The organism is Halosimplex halophilum (assembly GCF_004698125.1).
Classification (GTDB): Archaea; Halobacteriota; Halobacteria; order Halobacteriales; family Haloarculaceae; genus Halosimplex; species Halosimplex halophilum.
The window spans coordinates 1,070,556-1,087,850 of the sequence record NZ_ML214298.1; the positions used below are offsets into that span (position 1 = coordinate 1,070,556).

Here is a 17,295-nt window from a genome sequence, read left to right on the forward strand (position 1 = left end):
TTCGCGGCCCCGGGAAGTAGGGGTATGCTCTCTATCGCGCTTGCCGGCAAGCCCAACGCCGGCAAGTCGACCTTCTACAAGGCGGCGACGATGGCCGACGTGGACGTGGGCAACTACCCGTTCACGACCATCGACGCCAACCGCGGCGTCACCCACGTCCGCACGGACTGCCCCTGTCTCGACCGCGACGAGCGCTGCGGCGACGAGAACTGCCACGACGGCAAGCGGTTCGTCCCCGTCGAGCTGCTGGACGTGGCCGGGCTCGTCCCCGGCGCCCACGAGGGCCGCGGCCTGGGCAACCAGTTCCTCGACGAACTGTCGAACGCCGACGCCATCCTCCACGTCGTCGACGCTTCTGGAGGTACGGACGAGGAGGGCGAGCCCGTCGAGGTGGGCGAACACGACCCCGTCGAGGACCTGCAGTTCATCGAGGAGGAGATGGACCTGTGGCTGGCGAGCATCGTCGACCGCAACTGGGAGGGCGTCGAGCGGGCCTCGCGCTCGCCCGACTTCGACATCGACGAGGAGCTGACCGAGCTGCTGACCGGCGTCGGCGCGACCGAACTCGACGTGGCGCGCACCCTGCGGGACCTCGACTACCCCGACGACCCGATCCAGTGGACCGACGAACACCGCGAGGAACTCGCCGCCGAGATCCGCGAGCGGACCAAACCCATCGTCGTCGTCGCGAACAAGGCCGACGTGGCGCCGCCCGAGAACCTCCAGGCGCTCAAGGAGCGCAACGAGGCGACCATCCCCGCCACTGCCGACGGCGAACTGGCCCTCCGGAAGGCCGCCGAGGCCGGCGTCGTCGACTACGACCCCGGCGACGCCGATTTCGAGATCGTCGGCGACGTGAGCGACCAGCAGGCCCAGGGGCTCGAACAGATCCGCGAGGTGATGGCCGAGCACGGCGGCACCGGCGTCCAGCAGGCGCTCGACACCGCCGTATACGACGTGCTGAACCGGATCACGGCCTACCCCGTCCAGGACGAGACTCACTGGACCGACGGCCAGGGCAACACCCTCCCCGACGCCTTCCTGCTCGGCGAGGGCTCGACGCCGAAGGACCTTGCCTACGCCGTCCACTCCGACATCGGCGACGGCTACCTCCACGCCGTCGACGCGCGGAAGAACATGCGCATCAGCGACGAGGAAGAACTCGACGAGGGCGACGTGATCAAGATCGTCTCGACGGCGAACTGAAGCGGGCGGCGGCCCGGGCAGCGAACCGGACGGCCCGTCACCCGGAGAGACGGGCCCAGAGACGTGCGAGCAGGCCCGGATCCGACGAGCCGGAACCGCTGTCGGACCCGGCGAGCGACCAGCCGGCGGCGTCGGCCACCTCGGCGGGCCGGCGGAACTCCCAGCCGGTCGCGTCGGCGATCCGGCGGTCTTCGGGCGTCGTGCCGACGAAGACGTGCCGCGGCGCGTCGCTGTCCTCGCGGATGCCCTCCATGACGAGCCAGATGTCCCGGTCCCCGAGGTCGAAGTCCTGCTGTACGTCGCGCTCGGCGACGAATTCGGCGACCGCATCGGTGTCGTTGGCGACGACGCCGACGTAGCGGCTCCACTCGCGGGCGTCCGCGAAGACCGCCTCGGGGTCCCCGAACTCGCGGATCGCCGCCAGTTCGAACGCGAGGGTCATCTCGCCGCTCCGGTCGCCCTCGGCCGCGATGCTCATGCCCGACCGATCGGCGGCCCGACGGAAAACAACCGCGCCCGCCGGTCAGTCGTCGACGACGACGGTCTCCCAGTCGTGGTCGCCGTGGGCGCCCTCCCGCTCCTTGGCGGCCTGCTCGACGCGGATGAACTCGGCGCGCTCGCGGGCCTCGGGGATGGTGTGGCCGCCGCAGTAGGACAGTCCCGAGCGGATGCCGGCGCAGAACTCCTCGGCCACGTCGGCCAGCGGGCCCTTGTACTCGGTGAACCCCTCGACGCCCTCGTCGGCGTCGACCTCGGCGGCGGCGTCCTCCTTGTCCGTGCGCTCCTCGGCGGCGGCGGTCGTCGCCATGCCCCGGGACTTCTTGTAGCGCTCGCCGTCGACCTCGACGATCTCGGGCGGCGTCTCCTCGGTGCCGGCGAAGAGGCTGCCCATCATCACCGTGTCGGCGCCGGCCATCAGCGCCTTGACCGCGTCGCCCGACGAGCGGATGCCGCCGTCGGCGACGATGGGGATTCCCAGGTCGTCCGCGGCGTCGGCGCAGTCGTCGACGGCGGTGAGCTGTGGGACGCCCGCGCCGGCGACGCGGCGGGTCGTACAGTGGGAGCCGGGGCCGATGCCGACCTTCACGCAGTCGGCGCCGGCGGCCGCCAGGTCGCGGACGCCCTCGGGCGTGGCGACGTTGCCGACGACGAGATCGGTGTCCGGGAACTCCGCGCGGAGGCGTTCAACGGTGTCGAGACACCGCTCCAGGTGGCCGTGGGCCACGTCGACCATCACGCAGTCGACGCCGGCGTCGACGAGCGCCGCAGTCCGCGCGACGGCGTCCTCGGCGATGCCGACGGCGGCGCCGACCGGCTGACCCGCGTCGACGACCTGTTCGACGGCCGCGGCCTGCTCGTCGACGCCGAGGAAGCGGTGGATCGTGCCGAACCCGCCGGCTCGACCGAGCGCCACGGCCGCCTCGGGGCCCGTCACGGTGTCCATCGGGGCCGACAGGAGGGGCGTGTCGAGTTCGATGTCGGGCGTCAGCTGCGTCGAGAGGTCAACGTCGCTCCGGCTGTCGACCGGCGACCGCTGGGGGACCAGCAGTACGTCGCCGTACGAGAGCCCGGTTCGGAGGTCGTCCATACCGCCACAACCGTAACGCGTCCGGCCGTATAGCCGTGACGGTCCCGGGTCGGCGTATGCGGTGCCTACTCGCCTCGGAGCCGGCGGACCCGGGCCGCCGTCCGTTCCGGTCAGCCCAGCGGCCGGAACCACACCGCGGCGACCAGCGCCGCGAGGAACAGGTACGACCCGCGGATGAGCAGCATCGTCGCCAGTTCCGGCTCGGCGCGACGGGCGACGAGTGCGACCGCCCCGAAGACGAGCGCCGCGGCGCCCGCGCTGGGCGGGACGGCCCGCAGCCCGAGCGCGAGCGCGACGACCGCGACCATCCCGGTCGCCATGAGCGCGTAGGCGGCCCGGTGGGCGCCCCGCTCGCCCAGCACGACCGCGACCGTCCGCTTGTCGATCGATCGGTCGTAGTCGTAGTCCTGGGCGTCGTCGATCACCTTGATCCCCGAGAGGAAGAGCAGGAAGACGCCGGCGAGCCCGACGACCGCGGGCGTGAGCCGGCCCGCCTGGACCTGGAAGCCGCCGAGGAGCGCGAGCGCGATCCCGGTCGGATACCCCATCGTGGCGCCGACGGTGTTGGTGTCCAGCTGCGGGGCGTGGAAGTAGCCCAGCGCCCACGTCGGCGCCGTTAGCGCGGCCGCGCCGGGCCCGCCGAGCGCCCAGACGGCCGCGAGCGCCGCCAGGAACCCCGCGGTCGACCCGGCGAGCGCGCGCCGGCAGGCCGGCGCCGAGAGCGGGTGGCTGTCGTCCTCGTCGCGGACGTGGAAGTCCACGTACCCGTCCTTGACGTGGGCGGTGTAGACCGCGAAGAACAGGGCCGCGACGTGCGCGGCGGCCGCCGCGGGGTCGACGGCGCCGGCGAAGACGCCGCCGAACAGCGACGCCGCCAGCGGCGGCAGCATGAACACCGGGTGCACCTGCGAGAGCAGCGCTCGAACGGCCGGAGTTTCCCCGCCGGCGTGCGTGGCCTCCCCCATGGAGTCCCGTTCGGCCGGGAGCACCAACCTTCTTTCGCAGGATCAGGTCCCGGCGGCCCGCGACCGCCTCGACCGCACGTTTTTCCCGGGCGGGCGCCCTCCCTGCGGCCATGACGTGGGCCGACCTCTTCGAGCGGGCAGCCGACCGCGAGGTGACGAGCGAGGCGGTGCGAGCGGCGCTCCGCGAGCGCCGGACGGAGTCCGGTGGGGAAGCGTGACCGAGCCGAGCCCCGCCCGCGTCGTCGCGGACGCGGACGTGCTCGCGGCGGACCTCCTCGTTGGCGGCGACGCCCGCGAGGCGCTCGACGCCGTCCGATCGCACTCCTGGATGGCGCTCGTCGCGAGCGACCCGCTGCTGGCCGACGCCGAGGCGGTGGTCGCCGACCTCGCGGACCCGGACCTGGCCGCGGACTGGCGCGAACGGGTCGAGGGGCTCCGGGAGCCGGTCGAGCACCCGGCGGGCGACCACCCCGCGCTGGCGTCGGCGCTGCACGGCGGCGCGATGCACGTCCTCAGCTTCGACGGGGACCTGCAGTCGGCGGCCGCGGGCGCGGCGATCCGCGGCCGTGTCGAGGCGAGCGTCAGGTCACCGCGGGCGTTCGCGGCCGTCTTCGACCCCGAATCGCTGTACGAGGCCGTCGAGGGCGGCGACTACCCCGGTCCCGACCGGGACCCGCGGGCATGACTGCCGCGAATCACCGCTACGCCGCGCTCACTCGGGCGTGTCCCGCTCGGCGAGCCAGTCGGCGAACTTCGCCAGGGCGCGCCCGCGGTGGGAGACGGCGTTCTTCTCGTCGGGGTCCATCTCGGCGAACGTGCGGTCGTCGTACTCGAAGATGGGGTCGTAGCCGAACCCGCCCGACCCGCGCGGTTCGACGATCTCGCCCGGGACCACGCCGTAGAAGAGCTTCACCGGCAGGTCGCCGTCGTCGCCGTCGTCGGTGCGGACCTGCTCGTCCGTCGTCGCCGCCGCGCGCTCGTCGGCCGACAGGTCCTGGCCCCGCCGGTCGTCGCGGTCGACCGGTTCCGGCGTCGCCGCGAAGTCCGCGCCGTCGCAGTAGGCGACGACCCCGCGGAAGCTGGCGGCGCGGTCCGCTTCCTCGCTGGCGAGCCGCCAGACGCGCTCGACGCCGACGGTGTCGTGGACGTACGAGGAGTAGGGGCCGGGGAAGCCGTCGAACGCGTCGACGAAGAGGCCGGCGTCGTCGACGAACACCGGCTCGCCGGCGTACTCGTAGGCCGCACGGGCCTTGTGGGCCGCGATGGCGCCGAGGTCGGCGCTCTGGATCTCCGGCGTGTCGAAGTCGAGCTGTTCGACCGGCTCCGCGAGGTACTCGCGGGCCTCGTTGACCTTCCCGGGATTGGTCGTGACGAAGGTGACGGTCATACGCGGGCACTGCGCTCGGGCGGGCAAAGTCGCGTCGATCCGGACGCCGCGGGACCCGCCGCCGGGCGCCCCTTCCGGGTATCCGGCGCCGGACGCCCGCCGTCGGGTGTCCTCCCGGATCTCCGTACGCGGACGTTCCCACGGCAGCGCGCGACAGCCGGGACTACCCGGCCGGAGAGCGTGAGAAACGGTCGTCCCGGTCAGTCCTCGACGACGACTTCCACGGGCTCCTCGTCCTCGTCGTCGAACTCGGCCTCCCTGGCGCTCTGGTTGCCCTGCCACCAGAGGGCGCCGGCGACGGCGAGGACGACCCACGAGCGCCAGGAGGCGAGGTTGAGCGTGTAGCCGACGCCGAACGGTTTCTCGACGAGCATGCCCTCGCCGGGCTGCCAGTACGTCGAGAGCATCCGCTTGAGACTCGGCTGCTCGAAGTTGTACGGAATGCCGAACAGCGACCCCGAAGTGGGCTTGTCGACCATGTGGCAGGATACGGGCGGCCCCGTTAAGTCGTTTTCCACCGCAAGCGACCGGGCGAGGGCGGGCCGCGAGCCGACCGCGCCTCGTTCCTGTCAGCCCGCGCGGGTTCCGGCGGCAGCCGCCACCGCTACTCGGTGTCGGGGGTCGCTACCGGCGTCTCACTCGCCGTCGGGGCCGTCGTCGACGCCCGCCGCGCCGTCGCCGGTGGCCCCGGCGGTCCGCACCCGCCTCCAGGCGCCGAGACCGAGGCCGGCGAGGGCGCCGAGCGCGCCGAAGCCCGCCCCGTCGCCGGAGGTGGTCTCCGCGGCGTCGCCCGACCTGCCCGTGTCGGGGGTGGCCGACGACCCGTCGGTCCCGTCCGTCCCGCCGGGCGGCGTCGCGCTCACGGACTCGCCGCCGCCGGGGGTCCCGACGGCGTAGACGAAACTGTCGCTGCTGCCGACGAAGACCGCGCCCGCGGTGACCGCGGGCGAGGACAGCACGGCCTCGCCCGTCTCGACGCTGAACCGCCCCTGACCGGTCTCGCGGTCGACCGCGTGGAGGTGCTGGTCCTCGCTCCCGACGTAGACGGTGTCGCCGGTGACCGCCGGGGAACTGAGGATCTGGCCGTCGGTCGCGTACGACCACTCGATGTCGCCGTTGCTCGCGTCCATGGCCCACAGCGTCTCGCCGAAGCTCCCGGCGTAGATGGTGCCGTCGACGACGACTGGCGAGGCGAGCACCGGCCCGCCCAGCTGGCGCCCCCAGACGAGTTCCGCCGTGCCCGTGTCGATGGCGTAGACGACGCCCGCGTAGTCGCCGAAGTAGACGACCCCGCCGGTCACGGTCGGCGAGCAGGCGACCCGGCCGCGGGCGTCGTACTCCCGGACCTCGTCGCCGCTCTCGGCGTCGAGCGCGACGACGCTGCCGGTGCGGTCCTCGTTCCAGCGGCCGACGTACACCCTCCCGTCGACGACCGCCGCCGTCGAGTCGACGCGGTCGGCGACCGACGCGCTCCAGACCTCTTCGCCCGCGGTGTCGACCGCGTACACGGTCCCCGCCTGGCTGCCGACGTAGAGGACGCCGTCGCGGTAGGTGGGCGAGGCGAAGACGGTCCCGTCGGCGTCGAAGACCCACTCCCGCTCGCCGCTCGCGGCGTCGACCGCGTGGAGGCGGGCGTCGTGGCTCCCGACGTAGACGGTGCCGTCGACGACCGCCGGCGAGGACATCACCTCCTCCCTGGACTCCGGATCCGACCCGGTCCCGTAGCGCCACTCCTGCTCGCCGGAGACGGCGTCGACCGCGTAGAGGTGGCCGTCGTTGCTCCCGACGTAGACGGTGCCGTCGACGACCGCCGGCGAGGAGACGACGTTGTCGGTCGGGTCGTCGGGCGGCTCGTCGCCCGCCGTGGCCGTGCCCGGATCGGCCGCGGTCGCCTGCCCCGGGGTGCCGGTGTCGAACGTCCAGGCGGTCGACGCCTCGGCCGGCCCGAGCGTCTCGGTGTACCCGCTGTTGGCCGGGTCGGCCTGGAACTGCGGCCAGCGGCCCGGTCCCGCCGAGACGGTCGACTGCCGGTCGAGCGCGGCGGCCGGCCTCGACGGGTCGCTCGCCGGACCGCTGTCGGGGTCCGACCGGTCGTCGGCCGCGTCGCTGTCGGGGACTGTCGATGCGGCGCCGGTGCCGGCGGCCCCGAGCGTCGCCAGGGCCAGCGCGCCGGTCCCGGCGCGCCGGAGGAGGGTCCGTCGCCGCCAGGGCTGGGTGTCGTCCATCGTGTCCGGCCAGCGCGTCGGCCGGAGTAAGTCTTCCGCTAGGCGAGCAGGCTCGTCACCGGCCCGTCGAAGTTGAGGATGATCGACTGGACGCGGTCGCCGAAGACGGCCTTGCCCGTCGGCGAGCGCTTCTGGCCGGTGATGAACACGTGGTCGACGCTGTTGTCGTCGGCGACCTCGAGGATGCGGTCGGCCTCGCTCTCGCTGTCGCCGATCCGGGCCCCGACGATGCGGTAGTCGACCTCGTCGTCGAACAGCTCCCTGGCCGCCTCGCGGGCCTGTTTCTTCGCGGCGTCGATGACGACGCTGTCGTCGTAGGCGGTGTGTTCCTCCTGGGCGACCACGTCGAGCGCCTCGCGGGCCTCCCTGAACTCGTCGGCCGTCATCAGCGAGAGGATGATCAGCTCGGCGTCGACGCCCGCGGCGATCTCCCCCGCTTCCTCGAGCAGTTCCCTGTTCTCGTCGTCGTAGACCACAAGCGGTCGGTCCATAGTGTTCGTATGTTCGCCGACTGCTATTTAAAGTTCATTGGTGTCGGCCAACAGGAACGCGGGGATCGGGGCGACCGCGGCTACGGCCCAGCGGTGTAGCGGTCACTGGTAGCGGCCCCGGCCCTCGATCGCCCGGAGGCGGTCGAGGACGGTCTCGCCCCGCTCGCTGGTCGCGCGGTAGGCGTCCTCGGCGGCGGCCTGCAGCCGGTCGGCGTCGTCGGCCGTCCCCGCCAGACTCTGGGCGAACACGTGCAGGTCCATGGCGTGGTCCTCCTCGTGGCCGGTGTGATACCCCAGCCCGAAGTCGACGAGGAACACGCGGTCGCCGCCCGTGGCGTCGTCCCCGTCGCCGGGACCCCCGGCGGCGTCGCCGCTCGCCCCGTCGCTCGCCCCGACGCGGACGTTCCGGGTCGTCGGGTCGCCGTGGACGAACCCGGCGTCGTGGACCGTCGCGAGGTGACGGCCCACCGCCCGCGCGCGCTCGGCGGTCAGCCCCGCGTCGAGGTCGCGGTCGCCGACGCGCTGGAAGACGATGGTCGACTCGGCGGTGTCCACGTCGAGCACGAGCGGGGTCGGGACGCCGCAGCGGCGCGCCTCGCTGGTCAGCCGCGCCTCGACGCGCGTCCGCTCGCGGCGCAATCGCTCGTCGAGCGCCGGGTGGCGATAGGAACGCGGCACCCGCCGCTTGACGACGCGGTCGCCCTCGATCGAGACGGTCGCCTCCGCGCCCTGCTGTTCGGCGACCTCGCCCGCGTCGACCCGGGTCGCGGCCGCCGGCGCCGGTTCGGGGTCGTCGGCTCGCCAGGTCACGGCCACCTCGTCGGGCCGGAAGTCCGAGTCGATGCCCGATTCCTCGACGGCGAGCGTGTCGCCCGCGGCGGCCATCTCCGCGCCCAGCACCGCGATCATCCCCGCGTTGTCCCGCAGGAAGCGGTCCTCCGGGACGTGCAGCTCGGCGCCGCGTTGCTCGCACATCGCCCGGAGCATCCCCTGGAGGCGGTCGTTCTGCCCGACGCCGCCCCCGAGGACGAGCTCGTCGCGGCCGGTCAGCGACAGCGCCCGTTCGCTGACCTCCGTCAGCATCGCGAATATCGTCTCCTCCAGCCCGCGGCACACGTCCTCGACCGGGGTCCCGTCGTCGTACGCCTCCTTCGCCGCGCTCATGATCCCCGAGAACGAGAAGTCCATCCCCTTGACGACGTAGGGCAGGTCGACGTACTCGCCCTCTCTGGCGTGGCTCTCGACCTTCGGCCCGCCGGGGTGGGACCAGCCGACGTGTCGGGTGAACTTGTCCAGGGCGTTGCCGACCCCGGTGTCCATCGTCTCGCCGAGCACGCGGTAGCGGCCGTTGCGGTAGGCCAGCACGTGCGCGTTCGCACCGCTGGCGTTCAGACAGACCGGCGCCTCGAAACCCGAGTAGTGGCGGCCGACCTCCAGGTGGGCGACCATGTGGTTCACCCCCACGAGCGGCACGTCGAACCGCTGGGCGACCGCGCGGGCCGCGGTCCCGACGATCCGCAGGCAGGGGCCCAGGCCGGGACCACGGGAGAACGCGACCGCGTCGATGGGCGGGTCGTCGGCGTCGCGGGCGTCGTCCTCGGCCGCTCGCGTCCGGGCCTCGTCGAGCATCGTCTCGACGACGCTCGGGACCGCTTCGCTCATGTGCTCGGCGGCCTCCCGGGGGTGGATCCCGCCGCTGTCGGGCTGGTACGGGTCGCTCTCGATGGTCACGTCGTCGGCCTCGACCTCGTAGACGGCGGCGCTGGCCGCCCAGGCGGTCCCCTCGATGCCGAGGACGCGCCGGATCTCGTCGGACTCCGCGGAGGTCGGGGCCATGGCTCGTTCCCGGGTCGGCCGGCCAGCGAAAAGACGACTTCGGTCTGCGGTCGGCGCGGGGCCCCGACCGGCCGTCGGTGACCCCGTTACTGACTGGTGTACCCGCCGTCTATCGTCATCGCCTCGCCGGTCACGAACGAGGCGTCGTCTGAGCAGAGCCAGACGGCGGCGTCGCCGATCTCCTCGGGTTCGCCGAGCCGACCCGTCGGCGTGGCGGCGATCGCCTGGTCGATCTGCGCCGAACCGTCCTCGCTGGACGACCGCCGGACCATCGGCGTGTCGATGACGCCGGGGCAGACCGCGTTGACCCGGACGCCCTCCCCGCTGTACTCCAGGGCCGCGGTCTTCGTCAGACCGATCACCCCGAACTTGCTGGCGACGTACGGGCTGATCTCCGGGAAGCCGACCCGGCCGGCGATCGACGAGGTGTTGACGACGGCCCCGCCGCCGTCCTCGAGCATGACCGGGATCTCCGCCCGCATCCCGAGGAAGACACCCCTCAGGTTCACGTCGATCACCCGGTCGAAGTTGTCGACCGGCTGGTCGCTGGTCGCCTCGCTGGCCCCCTCGATGCCGGCGTTGTTGAACGCGAAGTCGAGTCCGCCGTAGGTGTCGACCGCCGCGTCGACCATCGCCCCGGCGTCCGCCGGGTCGCTCACGTCCGTCTCGACGAACGTCGCCTCGCCGCCCGCGTCCTCGATGTCGGCCACCGTCGCCTCCCCCTCCTCGACCTTCAGGTCGGCGACGACCACGGAGGCGCCTTCCTCGGCGAACCGTCTCGCCGCCGCCTCGCCGATTCCCCCGCTCGCACCGGTCACGATCGCTGTCTTGCCGTCGAAGTCTGGCATCGGTAGTCTCCCCGTTCGACCTTCGAGCGGCGGCGGTATGAATGTGTCACCGAGTTCGGAACTCTCGGGGTTGGCAGCGGCCCTCGGCTACGACCGGACTCGCCCGCCGAGGCTCACGACGACGCCGGCGAACGCCAGTTGCGCGGCGAGACCTGACGCGACGGCGGTCCCCAGAGTGATCCGCGCCAACCGGACGACCGTCCACGCGGTACCGTCGCCCGCCAGCAGGCCGACGACGACGGGGGCGACGTGGTCGTAGCCGACGAGGACGCCGACCGGGAACAGCGCGCCGCCCGCGACGACGAGGAACGCGCGCGCTGTCCCGGGGAGCGGGTCGCCGGGCCACCAGCGGTCGCCCAGCAGCGCGCCGCGAGCGCGGTAGCAAACGACCTCGACCGCCAGCACGAGCCCGACTGCGGCCGCCGTCTGGGCCTGCAACAGGATCACGTCCCACGGCGTGGTGGCGACGACGGTCGCGTCGCCGATCGCGCTCAGGTCGGTCTTTAGCGCCGTCCAGGCGTCGATCCTGAGCGCGTACCACGTCGAGACGCTCCCGACCAGGAACGCGGCGGCCGCGGCCAACAGCGTGACGAGGTCCCGCGACTCGTCGAGGACGCTCCGAACTGCCGACGCGCCGCCGGCCGCCCGCTTTCGCGTGGGAGGACCGGTCATTCGAACGAAACGACCGGCGTCTCGGACATCAATCTTCTCCCAGGACGCGTTCGCGACCACCCCAGCCCGGAGCGGACGGCGAGCGACCGGCTACGAGGCGATCGAACCGGTCGCTACGCGGCGGCGAAAACGGCGGCGAAAACGGCGCCTTACTCCCACTCGGTGTAGCCGCACTTGCCGCAGTGCTGGCGGTCGCCGTGGTCGGCGAGGAAGGTGTCGCCGCAGCGGGGGCACTGCTCGCGGTCGGTGCTGCCGTCCTCGTCGTAGAACTCGTGGCGGGGCATCTACGCTTCCTCCGCCTGTTCGCCCTCGCCCTCGTCGGCGGTGATCTTGTTGCGCTCGAGCATGTGGTCCTGCTCGACGTCGCGGGCGTACTCGGCGTCGTCGTAGACCTTCGCGTAGCCGACGGTCTTGCGCATGCCGAACTTGGTGTCCAGCTCGTGGACGACGACCTCCTCGGCGTCCTTGTTGAGCTTCGCCGCGAGCGAGTCACGGACCGAGAGCCGCGAGGGCGTCGCCTCCTCGTGGGTCACCTCGAAGCGCACGTCCGTCCGATGCAACATCGGGTTCTCGTCTTCCTCGATGATGTCGATGTCCATGGTTCGTTGCCCAATACTCCCCCCGAAGCGCGTAAAAGGATTTCGAACCGGCCAACAGGGGTCGACCGACCCGCCGGCGAGCGCGGCGCGACCGCCGGCCGCCGAACCGACACTCGTTTATCACGTCCGAGCGACGGTCCGCCGTGGCCGACCGACGGCGCTCGCGACTGGTGCTGGGGCTGCTCGCGGCGTCCGTCGCCGCGCTCGGCGCGTACGACACCCTCGTCCTCGGGGGCGTCACCGTCGCCGGCGGCTGGACCGCGGTCGCCGCCTGGAGCGTCGCGGCGGTCCTGATACTGCTCCCGTACGCCTCCACGCGGGTTCGGGCGTTCTGCCGCCGGGTCGGTCGGACGCGCCCGGTCCGGGCGGGGCTGGCGCTCGTCGGGCTGGGGTCGCTCGCGCTCGCGGTGTGGCTGGTCGCCGGCCTCGTTCGCGCGCCGCCGGGCGAGTTCGAGGCCCTCCTCGCGGTCGGGTTCTGGGTCCTGGTACTCGGCGGCTCCGGCGCGAGCGTCCTCCGGAGCGTCTACCGCGGACGCGAGCGTCCGGGTTCGTGAACGGGCCGCTCGACGAACGAACGACTGTCGGCGGGGAACGACCCGAACCGGACCGGACCGGAGACGACCGGGATCGCCGCGTTCCTACGTACCCATCTCGCCGAGTTCGGCCAGCAGGTGCGAGACGTGGATGCGGTCGCTGGTCCCCTCGTGGAGGTCCATATCGATCTCGCCGGCCAGCCGGTGGACCCGGGCGAGGTCGGCGCCGGAGTACCGCGAGCGGGCGACCGCGAGCACGTCCTCCAGCACCTCCTCGCCGCTGTGGCCCTCGTCGACGAGCAGGTCGTCCAGCGTCGACCTGGCGTCGGTGAACTCGCCGGCCTCGGCGGCCGTGACCATCTCCTGGACGCGCTCGTCGGCGCCCAGCGATCCCAGCACCTCGTAGGCGGTGTTCATCGTTATCTCGCCCTCCTGCTCGTAGGTGGTCTGGGCGGCGAGGATCGCCTCCCGGAGGTCGCCGTCGGCGTAGCCCGCCACGTACTCGATGCCCTCGTCGTCGTGGTCGGCCCCCTCCGCCTCGACGATGTCCTCCAGCACCGCCACCGTCTCGTCGTGAGTCGGTTTGCGCACCGAGACGGGGAAACACCGCGAGCGGATCGGCGGGATCAGCGCCGAGGGCTGGCGCGTCGCGATGACGAACTGGGTGGCCTCGTAGTACTGCTCCATCACCCGCCGGAGCGCCTGCTGGAAGTCCTCGCGGACGCCCTCCGCGTTGTCCAGCAGGACCGTCTTGTAGCTGCCCGAGACGGGCTGGTAGCTCGCCGACTCCTTGAGGACGTGGTTGATGAGGTCGGCCTTCGAGGACTCCCGGCGGCGCTTGCTGTCGATGAACTGCGCGAAGCGGTCGTCCTCGCTGACCTCCTTCTTGGTCATGTCGAAGAAGTCGGCGACGTTGATCTCCACGAGGTCGGCCTCGGGGTTGTCGTGGAGTTCGTCGGCCAGCGCGCGGACCGCGGCGGTCTTGCCGGCGCCTTTCGGCCCGTGGACGAGCAGGTTCATCGGTTCGGAGACGACGCTCTCCAGGTGCTCGCGGACCTCCGGCTGGGGCAGGTCCGAAAGCGCCGGCGCGTGCGTCTCGGTCCACAGCGGACCCTCGACCGCCGCCCCGTCGTCGGCTGCCGTCCCGTCGTCGCCGTCGTCGTCGGCCATCGCCCGCCGGTAGGTCGCCCCGGCGTATCAATCCACCTCTCTCGGTCCGACACGGGACCGCGGCACCCGCGACCACGGCCCCGCAGAAGACTTATCCCTGACAGAACAGTTTCGGGACGTATGGACGCAGCCGGGGGAGACGACACCGGGGACACGACGCCCGGAACCATGTCCAGCGGTTCGAGCGTCTCGGACACGATGGCGAAGTCCGGGCGGGCGGAGGCGGACGACGAGACGGGGGAGATCCCGCGGCCCACTGCGGGGTCGGTCGCCAGGTCTCTCCTCACGTTTCTCGTCGGGCTCGGCGTGTTCGTCGCGCTGCTGTACGGACTCTCGATAGTTCTGAACTCGTACTGAGCGGTCCCGACGCTCGCCGGCTGGAACTCCGCAGTCGGCTACCGACCGGAGTGGGGGTCGAACAGTTCGTCGAACACCTTGCGCTGGGCCGCCCGGAGGTGCTGGTGGTAGGTCGGCCGGGAGATGTCCATCGACCCGGCGAGGTCGTCGCCGTCCACGTCGCGGGGCCACTCGAAGAAGCCGCCGAGGTAGGCCGTGCGGATGGCCGTCTCCTGGCGGTCGGTAAACCGGTCGGTGACGGCCTCGCGGAACTCCTGGCGGGTGCGGACCGGCCGCTCGTGCTCGTGGTAGCCCACCAGATCGGTGCCGCGGTGGCGGTCGGAGACGAGTTCGAACAGCTCGCGGGCCTCGGCCTCGTAGGGGAGTTCGATCGTGTAGCGGACGACGCCGTCCTCGGCGACGACCGCGCGGGTGACCGCGCCGTGGTCGGCCAGCAACTCGACCAGCGAGTCGTCGACGACCGCCTCGAACAGCACCTCGCCGTCGTGGTCGGCGATGACGCTCGACGCCGCGACGCCGTCGTCCCCGTCGAGGACCGACTCGATGGCCTCGGCGTCGGCCCCGCTGGCGGCGACGTACAGGCGGAGGCTCCCGTCCGACTCGTGGACCGACCCCGTCAGTTCGAAGGTCGCGTCCGTTCCCGCGGAGAGGCGGTTGAACAGCAGGTCGTCGTCCCGGACGGTGAACTCCAGTTCGACGACCCGGTCCGTCGAGAGGATGCGACCGCTCTCGATGGCGTTGACGGCGTTGGCGACGGCCCGCCCGAGCGCCCCGAGGACGACCTGCTCGCGGTCGGCGAAGGCGTCGGGTTCCGACGCGTAGACGCAGAGGACGCCGTAGCTGGCGTCCTTGTAGGTGAGCGGGACGGCGATCATCGAGCCGAGGCCGGCCTCCCGGGCGGCCGCGTGGACGCTCCCCTCGGGGGCGTCGGCCAGGTCGTCGACGATGTGGATGGCCTCGTCGTCGAGCGCGAGCGCGGCGGGGTCGGCGGCGTCGCGAGCGGCCGCCCGGTCCAGCGACAGGTCCGCGACGGCGTCGGTCAGGTCGGGCACGCCGCCGTCCCAGGCGGTGGCCTCGATGCGCTCGGCCGCGAGGTCCGGCCGGCCGATCCAGGCGAAGGCGTAGGGGTCGGTGGCGACCAGTTGCTCGACGACGCCGGCCTCCAGCTCCTCCCGGGTCCCCGACTGGACGAGCACCTCGACGGTGTTCTCGATGAGGCCGTTGATCCGGTCGACGAGCGTGTCGACCCGCTCGCGGGCCTCGCGGACCTCCTGTTCGCGCTTGGCGCGGTTGGCCGCCGCGGCGGCGCTGGTCGCCAGCAGCTGGGCGGCCTGGCGGTCCGTGTTCGAGAAGGCGTCGACCGACTCGGCGCCGATGCTGATGGTGCCGTGGACGCCCATCGGGACGTGTAGCGCCGAGCGGACGATGTCGTGGGGGCGGTCGTCGTCAACGGTCGCCGTGTCCGCCACGACGACCATCTCGCCGTCGACGAACGCCCGGCCGGGACCGCCCTCGTCCACGTCGTAGGTCGGGGTCCGGACGCCGCGTTCGGCGACCGCGTCGGTCGTCCCGGCGGGTTCGAGGCGGTCGGTCTCGCGGTCGAACAGGCGGACGGTGTTCAGATCGAAGCCGAGCACGTCCGCCACCGCCTTGGCGGCCATCTCGGCGACCTCCTCGCGGTCCCGCGCCTGCATGAGCGACCGCGAGGAGGTCACCAGCTCCGAGAGCATCTCGCGGTGGGCCTTCTGCTCGGTCACGTCCCGGACGACGCCGACGACGCCCCTGACGGAGTCCTCGCCGGTCAGCGCCGTCAGGTTGTCCTCGCAGGGGACCGGCGGACCGCGCTTGCGCTGGACGGTCGACTCGACCGTCCGCTCGGTGGCCTCCCCGGCCAGCAGCGCCTCGACCGCCGCCGCGGTCGCGTCGTCGCCCCTGACGACCGAGACGTGCTCGCCGACGAGCTCGTCCGCGTCGTAGCCGGTGATCCGGCACATCGCCGGGTTGACGAACGTGAACCGTCCCTCCTCATCGAGCTCGTAGACGCCGTCGTCGACCGAGCGGACGATGGTCTCGTAGCGACCCAGCTCCCGCTCGCGCTCGCGGCGCTCGATCTCGTAGCTGACCCACTCGACGAGCAGCTCGATGAACGTCTCCTCGGCGTCGGTGAAGGGCCCCTCGCGGGCGTCGGCGGCGCCGAAACAGAGCGTCCCGTACAGCTCGCCGTCGACCAGCAGCTTCCCGCCGAGGTAACACTCCATCCCGTGGCGCTCGTAGGCGGGGTCGCCGTCCCACCCCTCGGCGCCGGCGTGTTCGAGCGCGAGCAGCCCGTCCGTCTTGATAGCCCGCCGACAGTAACTCTCCTCGATCGGCTGGCTGGTGCCCGGTTCGACGGCGTCGCCGTGCGCGGCCACGACGGTCTGGGTGTCGCCGTCGATCCGGGTCAGGTACCCCAGCGGCAGGTCGAGCCGGTCGCAGCCGACCGCCAGCGCCCGCTCCAGCTTCTCGTCGAGCGACAGGTCCCGAGAGGAGGCCAGCCGCTGGAGGTCCCGCAGCGCCCGCTCGTTGCGTTCGAGCTCCGCCTCCGTCCGCTTGCGCTCGGTCACGTCCCGGACGTACACCGACAGCCCGTCCGCGGCGGGGTAGACCGACACCGCCAGCCAGCTGTCCTCCGGGTCGTAGCGGGTCTCGAACGTGCGGACCTCCTGGCTCGCCAGCGCCTCGCGGTACTCCCGCTCGAAGACGGTCCCCTCCAGGTCGGGGAACGCCTCCCAGACGACCTCGCCGCGGACCGCCTCGGCCGGCTCGCCCAGCGCCTCCGCCGCCGGCTCGTTGAGGTAGGTGATCCGCCAGTCGTCGTCCAGTCCCAGGACGGCGGCGTCGACGCGTTCGAGGACGCGCTCGGCGTTCGCCGCCGGCGGCGTCGCCGCCTCGACTCCCCCGCGCTCGCCGCTGCCGTCGGTCGCCGCGCGGGTCGGGGAGGCACTGTCCGTCTCGCCCGCCAGCAATCGCTCGACTCGCCGGGCCAGCACCGCTGTCTCCACCTCGCCGGCACGCGCGACATCGGCCGCGCCGGCGTCGAAGGCGACCTCCGGGTCGAGACCGCCGTCGTCACCGTCGTCGACCAGCACGACCGGAATCCCGCCCGGGCCGCCCGCACGTTCCACGAGCGCCGCCAGGTCGTCGGCCGTCGCCGGCCCGACCCAGACGACGCAGTCGACGCCGTCGGGGTCGACTTCGGCGGGGCTCGCCGCCCCCGTCGCTTCGACGGCCAGCCCGTCGACCGCCGCGAGGTCGTCGGCGACCGCCCGGCCGTCCGCCGGCCCACCGGCTACCAGGACCTCGTTACGCTCAGCCATTGGCGCCGTCTTTCGCTCGGAACGGCTTAAACCCAAGTATCCGGTAACCGACCGGGGTGATT

General features: G+C 72.5%; 18 protein-coding genes. 4 read left to right on the forward strand and 14 right to left on the reverse strand.

Features of this window, described 5'->3' with window-relative positions; all coding sequences use genetic code 11:
- Positions 1-24: 24 nt before the first annotated feature.
- On the forward strand, positions 25-1,206 hold the full coding sequence (locus E3328_RS16225; protein WP_135365654.1) for a redox-regulated ATPase YchF: 1,182 nt from the start codon (positions 25-27) through the stop codon (positions 1,204-1,206).
- A gap of 37 nt (positions 1,207-1,243) precedes the next feature.
- On the opposite strand, the gene E3328_RS16230 is transcribed toward E3328_RS16225, so the two are convergent.
- The 3 genes from E3328_RS16230 to E3328_RS16240 form a co-directional block, all read right to left on the reverse strand.
- Complete coding sequence (locus E3328_RS16230) at positions 1,244-1,684, reverse strand: DUF7124 domain-containing protein (RefSeq protein ID WP_135365655.1); 441 nt, start codon at positions 1,682-1,684, stop codon at positions 1,244-1,246.
- Positions 1,685-1,729: 45 nt separating this feature from the next.
- Entirely contained in the window at positions 1,730-2,794 is a 1,065-nt protein-coding gene (locus tag E3328_RS16235; RefSeq protein ID WP_135365656.1) for a guanosine monophosphate reductase, read from the reverse strand.
- Between the two features lie 110 nt (positions 2,795-2,904).
- The gene (locus E3328_RS16240) at positions 2,905-3,759 is read right to left on the reverse strand and encodes a UbiA family prenyltransferase (RefSeq protein ID WP_135365657.1); all 855 of its coding nucleotides are present in this window, start codon (positions 3,757-3,759) and stop codon (positions 2,905-2,907) included.
- Between the two features lie 214 nt (positions 3,760-3,973).
- On the opposite strand from E3328_RS16240, the gene E3328_RS16245 reads away from it, so the two are divergent.
- Positions 3,974-4,444 (forward strand): DUF7384 family protein, encoded by a 471-nt coding sequence (locus E3328_RS16245; RefSeq protein WP_135365658.1) that lies wholly within the window; start codon positions 3,974-3,976, stop codon positions 4,442-4,444.
- Positions 4,445-4,471: 27 nt separating this feature from the next.
- Here E3328_RS16245 and E3328_RS16250 read toward each other — a convergent pair whose 3' ends face one another.
- The 9 genes from E3328_RS16250 to E3328_RS16290 all read right to left on the reverse strand — a co-directional run bounded on the left by E3328_RS16250 (position 4,472) and on the right by E3328_RS16290 (position 11,817).
- The gene (locus E3328_RS16250) at positions 4,472-5,146 is read right to left on the reverse strand and encodes a non-canonical purine NTP pyrophosphatase (protein ID WP_135365659.1); all 675 of its coding nucleotides are present in this window, start codon (positions 5,144-5,146) and stop codon (positions 4,472-4,474) included.
- 200 nt (positions 5,147-5,346) lie between these two features.
- Positions 5,347-5,625: a DUF5808 domain-containing protein gene (locus tag E3328_RS16255; RefSeq protein WP_135365660.1), complete on the reverse strand. Its 279-nt coding sequence runs from the start codon at positions 5,623-5,625 to the stop codon at positions 5,347-5,349.
- 156 nt (positions 5,626-5,781) lie between these two features.
- A complete protein-coding gene (locus E3328_RS16260) occupies positions 5,782-7,371 on the reverse strand; it encodes an outer membrane protein assembly factor BamB family protein (RefSeq protein ID WP_135365661.1) in 1,590 nt (529 codons plus the stop codon).
- A gap of 38 nt (positions 7,372-7,409) precedes the next feature.
- Complete coding sequence (locus E3328_RS16265) at positions 7,410-7,862, reverse strand: universal stress protein (RefSeq protein WP_135365662.1); 453 nt, start codon at positions 7,860-7,862, stop codon at positions 7,410-7,412.
- A 102-nt stretch (positions 7,863-7,964) separates the two neighbouring features.
- The gene (locus tag E3328_RS16270) at positions 7,965-9,698 is read right to left on the reverse strand and encodes a bifunctional N(6)-L-threonylcarbamoyladenine synthase/serine/threonine protein kinase (RefSeq protein WP_135365663.1); all 1,734 of its coding nucleotides are present in this window, start codon (positions 9,696-9,698) and stop codon (positions 7,965-7,967) included.
- 86 nt (positions 9,699-9,784) lie between these two features.
- Entirely contained in the window at positions 9,785-10,546 is a 762-nt protein-coding gene (locus E3328_RS16275) for a glucose 1-dehydrogenase (RefSeq protein ID WP_135365664.1), read from the reverse strand.
- 87 nt (positions 10,547-10,633) lie between these two features.
- On the reverse strand, positions 10,634-11,218 hold the full coding sequence (locus tag E3328_RS16280) for a twin-arginine translocase subunit TatC (RefSeq protein ID WP_135365665.1): 585 nt from the start codon (positions 11,216-11,218) through the stop codon (positions 10,634-10,636).
- A gap of 149 nt (positions 11,219-11,367) precedes the next feature.
- The gene (locus E3328_RS16285; RefSeq protein WP_135365666.1) at positions 11,368-11,502 is read right to left on the reverse strand and encodes a 30S ribosomal protein S27ae; all 135 of its coding nucleotides are present in this window, start codon (positions 11,500-11,502) and stop codon (positions 11,368-11,370) included.
- On the reverse strand, positions 11,503-11,817 hold the full coding sequence (locus tag E3328_RS16290; protein ID WP_135365667.1) for a 30S ribosomal protein S24e: 315 nt from the start codon (positions 11,815-11,817) through the stop codon (positions 11,503-11,505).
- Positions 11,818-11,960: 143 nt separating this feature from the next.
- On the opposite strand from E3328_RS16290, the gene E3328_RS16295 reads away from it, so the two are divergent.
- Positions 11,961-12,371, forward strand: coding sequence for a hypothetical protein (locus tag E3328_RS16295; protein ID WP_135365668.1), 411 nt, complete (start codon positions 11,961-11,963; stop codon positions 12,369-12,371).
- Positions 12,372-12,455: 84 nt separating this feature from the next.
- On the opposite strand, the gene E3328_RS16300 is transcribed toward E3328_RS16295, so the two are convergent.
- On the reverse strand, positions 12,456-13,520 hold the full coding sequence (locus E3328_RS16300) for an AAA family ATPase (protein ID WP_135365669.1): 1,065 nt from the start codon (positions 13,518-13,520) through the stop codon (positions 12,456-12,458).
- A gap of 120 nt (positions 13,521-13,640) precedes the next feature.
- Here E3328_RS16300 and E3328_RS16305 point away from each other — a divergent pair, with 120 nt between their 5' ends.
- The gene (locus tag E3328_RS16305; protein WP_135365670.1) at positions 13,641-13,877 is read left to right on the forward strand and encodes a hypothetical protein; all 237 of its coding nucleotides are present in this window, start codon (positions 13,641-13,643) and stop codon (positions 13,875-13,877) included.
- Positions 13,878-13,915: 38 nt separating this feature from the next.
- On the opposite strand, the gene E3328_RS16310 is transcribed toward E3328_RS16305, so the two are convergent.
- Positions 13,916-17,233 (reverse strand): bacterio-opsin activator domain-containing protein, encoded by a 3,318-nt coding sequence (locus E3328_RS16310; protein ID WP_135365671.1) that lies wholly within the window; start codon positions 17,231-17,233, stop codon positions 13,916-13,918.
- Positions 17,234-17,295: the final 62 nt, after the last annotated feature.